General features: G+C 52.3%; 8 protein-coding genes. 6 read left to right on the forward strand and 2 right to left on the reverse strand.

Annotation, left to right across the window (positions count from 1 at the left end; translation table 11 throughout):
* The first annotated feature begins 16 nt into the window (after positions 1 to 16).
* From ACYVUV_RS01775 to ACYVUV_RS01800, 6 genes are read left to right on the forward strand one after another with little or no spacing between them, the layout of a single operon-like run.
* The gene (locus ACYVUV_RS01775) at positions 17 to 1,165 is read left to right on the forward strand and encodes a glucose-1-phosphate adenylyltransferase (protein ID WP_439775840.1); all 1,149 of its coding nucleotides are present in this window, start codon (positions 17 to 19) and stop codon (positions 1,163 to 1,165) included.
* Entirely contained in the window at positions 1,152 to 2,294 is a 1,143-nt protein-coding gene (gene glgD, locus ACYVUV_RS01780; protein WP_439775841.1) for a glucose-1-phosphate adenylyltransferase subunit GlgD, read from the forward strand. Before ACYVUV_RS01775 ends, glgD begins: the two co-directional genes overlap by 14 nt.
* 15 nt (positions 2,295 to 2,309) lie before the next feature.
* Positions 2,310 to 3,740: a glycogen synthase GlgA gene (gene glgA, locus ACYVUV_RS01785; RefSeq protein ID WP_439775842.1), complete on the forward strand. Its 1,431-nt coding sequence runs from the start codon at positions 2,310 to 2,312 to the stop codon at positions 3,738 to 3,740.
* A 24-nt stretch (positions 3,741 to 3,764) separates the two neighbouring features.
* Entirely contained in the window at positions 3,765 to 6,215 is a 2,451-nt protein-coding gene (locus tag ACYVUV_RS01790) for a glycogen/starch/alpha-glucan phosphorylase (RefSeq protein WP_439775843.1), read from the forward strand.
* A 9-nt stretch (positions 6,216 to 6,224) separates the two neighbouring features.
* Positions 6,225 to 8,027, forward strand: a complete 1,803-nt coding sequence (locus ACYVUV_RS01795; RefSeq protein ID WP_439775844.1) for a glycoside hydrolase family 13 protein — start codon at positions 6,225 to 6,227, stop codon at positions 8,025 to 8,027.
* A gap of 14 nt (positions 8,028 to 8,041) precedes the next feature.
* On the forward strand, positions 8,042 to 9,763 hold the full coding sequence (locus ACYVUV_RS01800; protein WP_439775845.1) for a phospho-sugar mutase: 1,722 nt from the start codon (positions 8,042 to 8,044) through the stop codon (positions 9,761 to 9,763).
* A gap of 86 nt (positions 9,764 to 9,849) precedes the next feature.
* On the opposite strand, the gene ACYVUV_RS01805 is transcribed toward ACYVUV_RS01800, so the two are convergent.
* Together ACYVUV_RS01805 and ACYVUV_RS01810 are read right to left on the reverse strand one after the other, a co-directional pair.
* Positions 9,850 to 10,929, reverse strand: a complete 1,080-nt coding sequence (locus ACYVUV_RS01805) for a 6-phosphofructokinase (protein WP_439775846.1) — start codon at positions 10,927 to 10,929, stop codon at positions 9,850 to 9,852.
* Positions 10,930 to 11,100: 171 nt separating this feature from the next.
* On the reverse strand, positions 11,101 to 13,041 hold the full coding sequence (locus tag ACYVUV_RS01810; protein WP_439775847.1) for a sucrose-specific PTS transporter subunit IIBC: 1,941 nt from the start codon (positions 13,039 to 13,041) through the stop codon (positions 11,101 to 11,103).
* Between the last annotated feature and the right edge of the window lie 265 nt (positions 13,042 to 13,306).

Here is a 13,306-nt window from a genome sequence, read left to right on the forward strand (position 1 = left end):
GGAAGGATTTTTTACCATGAGTACAAAAATGCTAGGTTTAATTTTAGCCGGGGGCAAGGGGACCCGGCTGGGCAAACTGACCGCCAATCAAGCTAAGCCGGCCGTGCCATTCGGCGGCCGCTACCGGATCATCGACTTTCCGCTGAGCAATTGCGCCAACTCCGGCGTGCGCAATGTCGGCATCATCACCCAATATGAACCACTGCGGCTGAACAACCACATCGGCAACGGTTCCAGCTGGGGGCTGGACGGCTTGAACTCCAGCGCCACTATCCTGCAGCCATACACGGACAACGGCGGCAGCAAGTGGTTTGAAGGGACCGCCCACGCCATCTACCAAAACATCGACTACATCGACAGCCAGGACCCAGAATACGTCTTGATCCTGTCCGGTGACCACATCTACAAGATGGACTACGCCGACATGCTGGAAGAACATGAAAAGAACCACGCTTCTTTGACTGTTGCTGTTATCGACGTGCCTTGGGAAGAAGCGCCGCGTTTCGGGATCATGAACACCGACTCCAGCGGCCGGATCATCGAATTCGAAGAAAAGCCAGCTGAGCCAAAGAGCAACCACGCTTCAATGGGGATCTACATCTTCAACTGGAAGCGGCTGCGCGACGTTTTGACCGCGGGCTTTGCGACTGCCGATGACATGGTCGACTTCGGCAAGGACGTCATCCCTTACTACCTGAAGAGCGACGAAAGAGTCTTCTCTTACCAGTTCTCAGGCTACTGGAAGGACGTCGGCACCATCGACTCTCTCTGGCAAGCCAACATGGAATTCCTGGACGGCTCTGACGGCCTGGCCCTGGACGACCGCAGCTGGCGGATCTACTCCAAGAACACCATTGACGCTCCGCAAATGATTACGGAAAACGCCGAAGTTACTGACTCCATGATCGTTGACGGCTGCTACATTGACGGGACGATCAAGCACTCAATCATCTCAGCCAACGTTGACGTCCAGCGCGGCAGCGAGATTGTTGACTCAGTCATCATGCCGGGCGCCAAGATCGGCAAGAACGTCAAGATCACCAAGGCTATCGTTGGTGAAGGCGCCGTGATCGGCAGCAATTCTGTCGTTGGTGAAGAAAATGGGGAAATTGCCGTAGTCGGCAACAAGGAAAAGATTGGAGTGTTACCAAATGAAAACAAGTAAGATGTGTGCAATCTTCAGCAACCAGCACGAATACAGCCAGCTGAAGCCGCTGACCGATGAAAGAGCCCTGTCAACTCTTTACTTTGCCGGCAAGTACCGCTTGATGGACTTTGCCCTCTCCAGCATCGTCAACGCCGATATCAACCACGTCTACACCTTGATCAGCCAGGAAAAGGTCCGTTCTTACCTGGACCACCTGGGCGGGGGCAAGGAATGGGGCTTGGACACGATCGGCTCTTACGAATACCTGGACTTCTACCAGAACTTGATGCGGCGGCGGTCAAGAGGGGAAAACTACTTTGATGACTTGATCCTCTTCCTTAAGACCTGCAAGATGCCATACACTGTTTTCATCGGCAATAAGATGGCGGCTAACTTTGACCTCAAGGCTATCCTCCACTTCCACCAATCAAACGAAAACCGGATTACCCCTGTTTTCAAGCGGGTTGACCAAAAAGACATTGCGCCAGATGACCACACCTTTGTCTTAAGTGATGACAATATCGTCATTGAACAAAGAGAAGCCATCGAATTGACTGGTGAAGGTCCGGTTAACCTGTCAGCTAATGTTTATGTCATGAACACTGACTGGCTGATTCACGAACTGGAAAAGGCCCAAAAGAGCGGGGCTTCCTATGACGTTGCGGAACGTCTGGCAGCCTTGACTGTTAAGGAAAAGGCCAACGCTTACGAATACACCGGCTACCTGCGCAACATCCACGACATTTCCAGCTACTACGAGGCCAACTTGGACATGCTGGAAAAGGACAAGCGCGACTCCCTGCTTTACGGCAATCAAAAGATCATCACCCGGATCAGAAACGAAGTCGGCACTTACTACGACAAGGAATCTGACGTCAAGAACACTTTGATTGCCACTGGTTGCACGGTCAAGGGTGAAGTCAAGAACAGCGTCGTTTCCAGAAGAGTAAACTTTGCTAAGGATTCTGTTGCCAAGAATTCCGTAATCATGGCCAACTGCAAGCTCAAGAGCGGATCTGACGTTGAATACGCCATCCTGGACAAGAATGTGGTGATTGAAAAGGGCGTGACCGTCAAGGGTAAGCCTGACAGCCCTGTTGTCATCAAGAAGGGCAGCGTCATCAGCAAGGACTTTGTACTGGATTAATCGGGAGGAAAAAACGTGAGAGTTTTATTTGTCGGGGCCGAATGTGCGCCCTTCTTTAAGACTGGCGGTTTAGGCGACGTCTTGGGCTCTTTGCCCAACCAATTGGCCAAGGACGGCGATGAAGTCGGCGTGGCTTTGCCTCTTTACCAGGACATGCCGCAGGAATACCGCGAAAAGCTGGAATACCAAGGCAACTTCTATGTTCCAGTTGGCTGGCGGAACCAATACTGCGGGATCTTCACCCTGGAAATGAACGGGGTCAAGTACTTCTTCATCGACAACGAATACTACTTCAAGCGGCCAGGCATCTACGGCTACTACGACGATGGCGAACGCTACGCCTTCTTCCAGCAGGCCGTGATCATGATGATGGAGCGCTTCAACTTCGTGCCGAACATCCTGCACTGCAACGACTACCACACTTCCTTCATTCCATTCCTGCTCAGAGAAAAGTGGGGCTTCGTGGACGCCTACCGCGGCATCAAGACTGTCTTGACCATCCACAACCTGGAATTCCAAGGCAAGTACGATGCCAAGACCCTGCCGAACTTCTTCGGCCTGGGCTATGAATGGTTTGACAACGGGACCGTCCGCTTCAACAATGACGTCAACTGGATGAAGACCGGGATCTTGTACGCCGACCGGGTAACCACGGTCAGCCCATCCTATGCTGAAGAAATCCAAACGCCAGAATTCGGCCAAGGCTTAGACGGCATCTTGCGGTCAGTCAACTTTAAGCTGGTCGGCATCTTGAACGGGATTGACTTTGAAAAGTACAACCCGGCTACTGACCCGGTCATCAAGGTCCGCTACGACGTCAACCACCTGAAGCACAAGCGCCGCGACAAGACTGACCTGCAAAAGCAGGTTGGCCTGCCGGTAGCGCCAACCACCCCGGTTATCGGGATGGTCAGCCGCCTCACTGCTCAAAAGGGCTGCCAGCTGCTTTTGGAAGAACTGGATAACATTCTCCAGTTTGACTTGCAAGTAGTTATCTTGGGCAGCGGGGACCAGTACTACGAACATGCCTTAAGCGACATTGCCAGCCGCTACCCGGACAAGTTCAAGCTGATCCTGGCCTTTGACGTCAACCTGGCGCAAAAGATCTACGCTGGGGCCGACTCCTTCTTGATGCCATCCGCCTTTGAACCATGCGGCTTGTCACAATTGATCAGCCTGCGCTACGGGACCTTGCCAATCGTTCACCAAATCGGCGGTTTGGCCGACACGGTCTGGGTTTACGACAAGACCAAGAACGAAGGCACCGGCTTTGGCTTCCGCGAATTCAGCGGCTACCAAATGGTTGAAGCCATCAAGAAGATGCTGGAACTTTACCATGAAAAGGACAAGTGGGCCAAGGCACAAAGAACTGCCATGCGGTCTGACTTCTCCTGGAAGAACTCAGCAAGCAAGTACCAATGGATGTACGGTGAATTACTGGGATAGTCGAAAATGATGAGGAAGATGAGCATGAAATCAAGTAAAGTATCAGTCGCAAACAGCAATTTGCGGGAGATTACTCCTGAAGAATTCAAGGAAAGATTAGCAAGCAAGCTGGACCGGCACTTTGAAGAAAGCGTGGAAGAAGCTTCTAAGGAAGACATCTTTGCTGCTTTGGCTTCAATGGTCCGTGACGGCTACTCCAGCAAGTGGCGCAGAACCCGGATCGCGGAAAGCGCCAATGGCCACAAGCAGACTTACTACTTCTCCATTGAATTTTTGCCAGGGACTCTTTTAAAGAGCAACCTTTTGAACCTGGGCTGGCTGGACACGGCTAAGGAAGCTTTGGCTGACTTAGGGATTGACCTGGATGATATCGCCGCTGTTGAACCAGACATGGCTCTGGGTAATGGGGGCTTGGGCCGGCTGGCTGCCGCCTTTATGGACTCTTTGGCTTCAACCGGCTATGCCGGCAACGGGAACGGCCTGCGCTACAAGTACGGCCTCTTTAAGCAAAAGTTTGTCAACGGCTACCAAAAGGAACTGCCAAATGACTGGCTGAAGCAGGGGGACTACTGGGAAGTGCGCCGGGAAAGCAAGTCTGTCCTGGTTAAGTTCGGCGGCCGCGTTAACATGGTTGATGACCACGGCTGGCTGACTCCGCAATACGAAGGCGCTACTGTCGTCCGGGCTGTGCCATATGACGTGGCCATGGTCGGCTACCACAACGGGGTGGCTAACACCCTTCGTCTGTGGGACGCGGAAATTGCCCCGGAAGACGAATTGAAGTACCCGTCAATCGCTGACCGGCGGAAGGTGGAAGACTTGACTTCCATCCTTTACCCGGATGACTCCAGCTATGATGGCCGCCTTTTGCGGCTGAAGCAGGAATACTTCTTTGTTTCCGCCGGCTTGCAGAGCATCTTGAACAACTTTGTGAAGGACTATGGCGAAGAAGGCCTGCCTGACTTGCCGAAGTACGTTGCCGTTCACATCAATGACACTCACCCGGCCATGTGCGTGGCTGAAATGATGCGCCTTTTGGTCGACAGATACCGGATGGACTGGGACAAGGCCTGGGAAATTACTGTCCAAGTGATGAGCTATACCAACCACACCATCATGGCTGAAGCCATGGAAAAGTGGGACGTAGGCATGTTCAGTCAGCTTTTGCCGCGGCTCTTTGACATCGTTAAGGAAATCGACCGCCGCTACGTGGCTGGCCTGGAAGGCAAGGTTTCCGGCGACGTGATTGAAAGAACCAGAATCGTCAAGAACGGGCAAGTCCACATGGCCCACCTGGCCATCATCGGTTCCCACTCAGTCAACGGGGTTGCTGCCCTGCACACCCAGCTATTGGAAACCGAAGTTTTGCGCGACTTCTACCAGCTCTACCCAGACCGCTTCAACAACAAGACCAACGGGATCACCCTGCGCCGCTGGATTCAAATCGCCAACCCGGATTTGGCCAAGCTTTTGGACAAGACCATTGGGACCGACTGGCGCTTTGACAGCAAGGAAATGCTGAAGTTTGAAAAGTTCTATCACGACACCGCAACCTTGACCAGCCTGCAGGAAATCAAGCTGGCCAACAAGAAGAAGCTGGCCAAGGTCATCAAGGCCAAGACCGGCATCGTGGTTGACCCTGAAGCCATCTTTGACGTTCAGGTCAAGCGTCTGCACGCCTACAAGCGGCAAACCTTGAAGCTGCTCCACGTTCTGAAGCTCTACCAAGACCTCAAGGCCGGCATCGACCATCCGAAGCGGGTAGTCATCTTTGGGGCCATCGCTGCCCCAAGCTATGTCTTTGCCAAGCAGGTCATCAAGGTGATCAACTCTGTAGCTGACCTGGTTAACAATGACCCAGACATCAAGGGCAAGCTGAAGGTTGTCTTCCTGGAAAACTACAATGTTTCCCTGGCTGAACAAATCATTCCGGCAGCTGACCTCAGTGAACAGATCTCAACGACCACCAAGGAAGCCAGCGGGACCAGCAACATGAAGCTGATGGCCAACGGGGCTTTGACGGTGGCGACTATGGACGGGGCCAACATCGAAATCAAGGACGCGGTCGGCAGCGACAACATTTTTGCCTTCGGCTTGGACAAGGATGAAGTTTACAACTACTACGCAAACCACTCCTACCACCCACGCGACCTTTACGAAAGCGACCCGGTCATGAAGAAGACGGTTGACGCCTTGATTGACGGGACTATTCCAGACTGCGTCAGCGAAGGCCGGGCCCTTTACGACGACTTCTTGAAGGACAACGAAGAATTCCTGGTTTTGGCCGACTTTGAAGCCTACTTGAAGGCCCAGAAGCTGGTTGAAAAGGTTTGGGCAAACAAGCGGCAATGGGCCCAGATGAGCCTGGTCAACATCGCTCACTCTGAACGCTTTGACGCTGACAAGACCATTGAACGCTATGCCAGTGAAATCTGGCACCTGGACAAGGTGGAATTTGACGCTGAAAAAGCGTAAGAGTGACTGATGAGAGCTATTTTTAATTCTTGGGACACCAAATACAAGCAGCCCTTTGGCGCCACGCAGGCCAATACCAGCGTCAAGTGGGCGGTTGAAGTCGATGAAGAGATCCAGGAGATTACCCTCTGGCTGACCAAAAACAATGAGTCGCCGGTAGCCTACCCCTTGACTTACAATGATGAAAGCAAGATGTATGAGACCAGCGTCAAGATCAGCAGCTCCGGGCTCTACTATTACTACTTCAATATCAAGCAAAATGACCAGTACTACTTCCTGCAAAGAAGCCAGGATGGTTTTGGCGAAAGCGAGATTACCCAGGATAGCCGGGACATCCGGACTTTCCAGCTGACCTGCTATGACCGGGCAGTCCCGCAGGCTCCCTGGTACACCCAGGGGGTGGTCTACCAGATTTTTCCTGACCGCTTCAACAACGGCAACCCGCATGGGGAGATCCAGGGCCGCAAGAAGGACAGTTTCATCTACGCGACCAAGGAAGACAGTCCTTACTACATTAAGGACGAGCATGGCGATATTGCCCGCTGGGACTTTTTTGGCGGCAACCTCGAAGGTATCCGGCAAAAGATTCCCTATTTAAAAGATTTGGGAGTGACGGCCATCTATTTGAACCCGATCTTCCAGTCTTCCAGCAACCACCGCTATGACACCCAGGATTTCATGAAGATCGACCCCATGCTGGGGACTGAAGAAGACTTTAAGAACCTGATCAAGGACCTGCACAAAAACAGAATTTCCTTGATCTTGGACGGGGTCTTCAACCATGTCGGGGCAGACAGCAAGTACTTCTTGAGCGCGGTCACAGACAAGACAGGGCCTTACTACTCCTGGTTCAACTTCATCAACTACCCGACCAAGTACCAGTCCTGGTGGGGGGTAACTACCCTGCCAGAAGTCAACAAGAACAATGCTGACTACCAGAACTTCATCTGCGGTCCCGATGGCGTTTTAGCCAAGTGGACCCGGATGCATGTCGATGGCTGGCGTTTGGACGTGGCTGACGAGCTTCCGATGCCGCTCTTGCGGGAAATCCGCGAGCGCCTGCAAAACGAAGACTGCCATGTCTTGATCGGGGAAGTCTGGGAAGACGCCTCCCACAAGTTCGTCAACAGTGAATTCCGGACCTACATGGCCGGGGACAACCTGACCGGGACCATGAACTATCCGGTCCGCAACTTTATCGTTTCGCTCTTGCAGGCCAATAACGAAACGGAAGAAGTGGCCGCCTTGAATGACCTGGAGAAGCTGGTTGAGAACTATCCTAAGGCCTTTCTGGAAAACTGCCTGAACAACATCGGCACCCACGACACGGCCAGAATTAAGACCGTCTTGGGGGGAGACGAGAAGCTGGTGGCCCTGGCCTTTGGCCTCTTGTTCGCCGTGCCTGGCGTTCCCTGCATCTATTACGGGGATGAAGCCGGCCTGGAAGGGGACAAGGACCCGGACAACCGCCGCTACTTCCCATGGGGCAAGGAAAGCGACTTTTTGGAAAAAGAAGTCAAGGAACTGGCCCACTGGCGGCGGGCAAACCGGGCTTTGGTCGACGGGAAAGTCGGCTATGTCAAGATTGCTTACGGCATCAACGCTTTAGTCCGCTTCAACCAAAGGAAACTGGTCATTTACTGCTACAATAAGACCGACCAGGATATGATCCTGGACGCGGGAGAATTTCAAACATATTGCCTGCCAGAGAAGATTGGAGAGCTGGTAAGTGATATACTGGATCAAGAAAGCATAGCTCAGAAGGCTTATCTGTTGAAGACATTTAAGCTGGACAGGAATGAAAAAGAATAAAAAGGAATATATAAATGGACGCAAAAGAAATTTTTGAACAATGGAAACAAGCTGCTTTGCCAGAAGATTTAGCTGAACAAATGGCTGAATTAGGTGGTGACGACAAGTGGGTCGAAGACGCCTTTGGCCAGGACATCAACTTCGGTACTGCCGGGATGCGGGGGCTCTTGGAACCAGGGACCAACCGGATCAACGTCTTCACGGTCGGCCGGGTAACTGAAGGCCTGGCCCGCCTGATCGACGAAAACGGCGAAGAAGCCAAGAAGCGCGGCGTGGTAATTTCTTTTGACTCACGCTACAACTCACGCGAACTGGCAACTCACGCTGCCCGCGTTTTGGGGGCTCACGGCATTCACGTCTACCTCTTTGACGACCTGCGTCCAACGCCGGAACTGTCCTTCGCTGTCCGCTACCTGCACACCTTTGCCGGGATCAACATCACTGCTTCCCACAACGCCAAGCAGTACAACGGCTACAAGGCTTACGGTGAAGATGGCGCCCAAATGGGGCCAGAAAACGCCGACCGCCTCTTTGCCTACGCCCAAAAGGTTGAAGACATCTTCAGCGTTAAGGCAGCTCCAGTCAAGAAGCTGCGTGCCGAAGGCACTTTGCAATTGATCGGTGAAGACGTCGACGAAGCCTACCTGGCTAAGCTGGAAACGGTCAATGTCAACAAGGACATGATCAAGGAAAACGCCGACAAGCTGAAGATCGTTTACACTCCTTTGCACGGGACGGGCAAGATGCTTTATGACCGCGCCTTCAGACGGGGCGGCTTCAGCAACGTCGTTCCAGTGCCAAGCCAAGCAATTGTGGACCCAGAATTCCCAACTTGCAAGAAGCCTAACCCGGAATTCCGTGACGTCTTCAACCCAGGCGTGGAACTGGCCAACGAAATCGGTGCTGACATGATCGTGGCTACTGACCCGGATGCTGACCGGATGGGGGCCTGCGTCAGAACCGACAAGGGCGACTTCCAAGTTTTGACTGGGAACCAAATCGCTACTTTGATGTCTTACTACCTTCTGCAAAACTTGAAGGACTCAGGCAAGCTGACTCCAGACTACGAAATCGTTACCTCGATCGTCTCCAGTGCCTTGCCATTCAAGATTGCCAAGGACTTCGGCATCAAGACCAAGTCTGTTTTGACTGGCTTCAAGTACATCGGTGAAGAAGTCGACCGGATGAACAAGGAAGGCGACGGCAAGTTCCTGATGGGCTTTGAAGAAAGCTACGGCTACCTCTTCCAAGCCTTCGCCCGTGACAAGGACGCCATGCAAGGGGCCTTGATGTTCGCTGAAGTTGCCAGCTACTACGCTTCCAAGGGCATGACTGTCTTTGACGGCCTGCAGGAAATCTGGAAGAAGTACGGCGTTGCCTACGAAATCACCCGGGCAATTGAAATGCCAGGGATTGGCGGGCAAAAGAAGATGGCTGAACTGATGAGCAAGCTGAGAGAAGAACGCCTCAGTGAAATCAACGGCGTCAAGGTAGTCAAGATCGAAGACTACCAAGAACAAGTTACGCTCGAAAACGGCGAAGAAACTCCATTGACTGGCTTCCCGAAGTCAAACGTCTTGAAGTACTTCTTGGATGACGAAACTTGGGTAGCCCTTCGCCCATCTGGTACTGAACCAGTAATCAAGGCTTACGTCGGCGTCAACAAGGCTGACATCGAAACTGCTGAAAAGGCAGCTGAAAGCTTCCAAGACGCCATCAGCGAATTGCTGAAGTAAAGCAGAGAAGTTAACAACAAAGAAAGAAGCACCGCTAACGCGATGCTTCTTTTTTGTGCTTGTATGCTGTTAAGAATTATAGGCTCTTACTTGTCCCCGAAGGTGACGCCCATGAGGCGGGCGTTGCTGACGGTCTTGCCATTCGGGTCAACGTACTTGAGCTTGCCGGCAGTGTCTTCTAGGGCGATAGAGTCGACTTCGCCTTGCTTCAAGACAACCAGGCGGCCAAAGGACCGGTTCATGATGAGGCGGGCGCCTTCAATCCCGAAGCGGGTTGAGATTTGCCGGTCGTAGGCATCTGGCCGGCCGCCCCGTTGAGCGTGGCCGATAACCGCCGTTCTGATTTCAGAGTCTGGCAGAACTTCTTGCAATTGGCCAGCGATTTCGTTAACCACGCTGATGCCGTTTCTAGCCGCTACCTTAGCCTTGTACTTCTTCTTAGGCAGGGCAGCGTCTTCCTTGGAAATTGCTCCTTCAGCGGCGGCAATAACCGTGAAGCCCTTGCCAGCCTTTTGCCGTTGCTTGATCTTCTTAGCTACGACATTGATGTCGTAAGGAATTTCCGGCAAAAGGATGATGTCGCTGCCGGCAGCCAGACCAGCAGCCAGGGTGATGTGGCCAACCTTGTGACCCATGACTTCTACGACGAAGACCCGGGAGTGGCTTTGGGCAGTAGTGTGGATGTCGTCCAGGTATCTGGTGGCAATGTCAATGGCGCTTTGGAAACCAAAGGTGTAGTCGGTGCCCCAAGTGTCGTTGTCGATGGTCTTTGGCAGACCGATCACGTTCAGGCCTTCTTGGGCCAGCATGTTGGCTGACTTAAGGGACCCGTTGCCGCCCAAAACAGCCAAAGCGTCCAGGTTGAGCTTCTTGTAGGTCTTCTTCATGGCAGCGACCTTGTCAAAGCCGTCAACGATAACCCGCATTTCCTTGAATGGTTGGCGGGAAGTGCCCAGAATCGTCCCGCCTTCGTTAATGATGCCGGAGAAGTCCCGCGGCTTCATCTTGACGTAGTCTTCATGCATCAAGCCGTAGTAGCCCCGCTTGAAACCAATGATTTCCACGTCGTCAACACAGTTGTAAAGGGTCTTGGCCAGGCCCCGCATGGTCGCGTTGAGCGCCTGGCAGTCGCCGCCGCTCGTTAAAATACCAACTCGTAAAGTCATGCTTAAATTCCTCCCCGTGCTAAACAGTTCTCTCTAATTTGGCTTAATTTAAATCTTAGTCATGTCCTTGCCAAGATGCAAGAAAAAATCTCATGTAAATTCAAAATAAGGCTTTCAATAAAAGGAAAAGCAGCCCAGGCAGGGCTGCTTCATGGTAGTAATAGTTTTTGATTAGTGAGCAGTTAAAGCAATCAAGTTGTCGCCGTGCTTTACGTCAGTTGCTTCAACCCGGTCTACTTCGTTGTATGAAGGGGTGTTGGTGATGACAACCATGACAGTGGTGTCGTAGCCGGCAGCCTTGACGGCATCCAGGTCAACTTCACCGATCTTTTCACCCTTTTCAATGTGCTGGCCTTGAGTGACCAGGGACTTAAAGTGCTGGCCGTTCAAGTTAACCGTGTCCAGACCGATGTGGATCAGGACTTCAGCCCCGTTGTCAGACTTAAGCCCGTAAGCGTGGCCAGTCTTGTAGGCAACGGAAACAGTACCGGTAACTGGAGCGTAGACATTGCCGTCGCTAGGAACGATGGCAGCCCCGTTACCCATGAGCTTTTGGGAGAAGACTTCGTCATTTACGGCTGACAGGTCTTCAGAAACGCCGTCTACAGGTGCCAGAACTACTTCGTCTTCCAGACCAGCAGTCTTGGCAGCTTCAACTTGTTGTTCAGCTGGAACTTCAGTTTCAGCGCTGACGCCGGATTCGCCTTCAACGCTGGCAACTTCTTCCTTTAAGTGGCCCTTGCCCCAGAAGAAAGTCAAGGCGAAGGCGATAGCGAAGGAAACAAGTTCACATACAACGTACATTGGGATGGTCTTTGGGTAGATGGACAAGAAGCCCAGGAAACCGGCAGAACCAAGGGATGCAGCTTCAACGTGCAGCAGACCTGCAAGGGCTGAAGCAACACCGGACCCGATCAAGGCGCAGAAGAACGGGAAGCGGTACTTCAAGTTAACCCCGAAGAGGGCTGGTTCGGTGATACCCAGGAGGGCAGAAACACCGGCTGATGAAGACAGACCCTTCATCTTTTCGTTCTTAGTCAAGAACCAGATAGCGAAGGTTGCGGCACCTTGAGCAACGTTGGCCATGGAAGCAACAACGAAGATGAAGTCGCCCGCGCCCTTGCCGGCAGCGAAGGCAGCCAGCAATTGAGTTTCGATGGCCGGGAAGCTTTGGTGCAAACCAGTCATAACGATAGCTGAGTAGCAAAGACCGAACAGACCCATGCCGACAAAGCCAGCAGTGTCGTACAGCCATACGAAGCCGTTGGTGATCCAGTCAGAAACGGTCTTCATCACTGGCCCGACGATGGTGAAGGTCAGGAAGCCAGTGATCATGATTGACAGAAGCGGGGTGAAGGTAAAGTCAACCGCGCTTGGCAGGACCTTGTGCAGGCGCTTCTCTAAGAAGGCTAAGATCCAGATGGCTGCCAGGACTGGAATAACTTGGTATTGGTAGTTGGTTTGTGCTACGTGCAGACCGAAGATGTTCCAGTAGTGGGTTGAGCCGGCCAGCTGTGGGGTGGTCATGATCAAGCCCATTGCCGCCCCGAGGAATTGGTTGGCCCCGAAACGCTTAGCGGCGGAAATACCGACCAGAACTGGCAGGAACATGAATGGGGCAGCTGACATAAGTTGGATCATGTCAGACAGGCCCTTGATGGCTGGGTTGATTTGCACCAGGGACTTAGGCCCGAACAGGCCAGGGCTGGTGAAGAAGTTGTTCAAGGCCATCAGCAAACCGCCCGCAACCAGGGCTGGGATGATTGGCACGAAGATGTCACTCAAGAGCTTGATGAAGGCCATAACTGGGTTGACCTTCTTGCCGCTGGCGGCGATCTTCTTCAAGTCGTCGGTAGAAACTTCAGACAGGCCGGTTTGCTTGATCAGTTCGCTGTAGACGTTGTCAACGTCACCAGGCCCGATGATGACTTGGTACTGGCCGTCAGTCTTGAAGGTACCCTTAACGTCAGGATCCTTGTCCAAGGCTGCTTGGTCGATCTTGGTATCGTCTTTTAAGACTAAACGCAGACGCGTTGCACAGTGGGCAGCTGCTACCAGGTTGTCTTCACCTACGGCAGCGATCACCCGCTTGGCAACTGCATTGTAATTCATTGCCACGAGAAACACTCTCCTTATCCTCTGAAAACGCTTTTCTCTAATTCACTTAACATGATAACGGTTTCTGACAAATATGTCAATCGTTTGACAGAAAATATTTTATAAAAGTTCTGTTAAGTGAAAAAGGCCTGTTAACCGTTTGACATGTTAGCGCTTCAACCATAAAATAGAAAGTGATAAAGTGCTGATTATTCAGAAGTTTTTTGCGTGACAATAATCTGGCAAATGAAGCTAAAAAATAAAAGAAGAGATTAGTGAT

The organism is Lactobacillus sp. WILCCON 0149, from assembly GCF_057197965.1.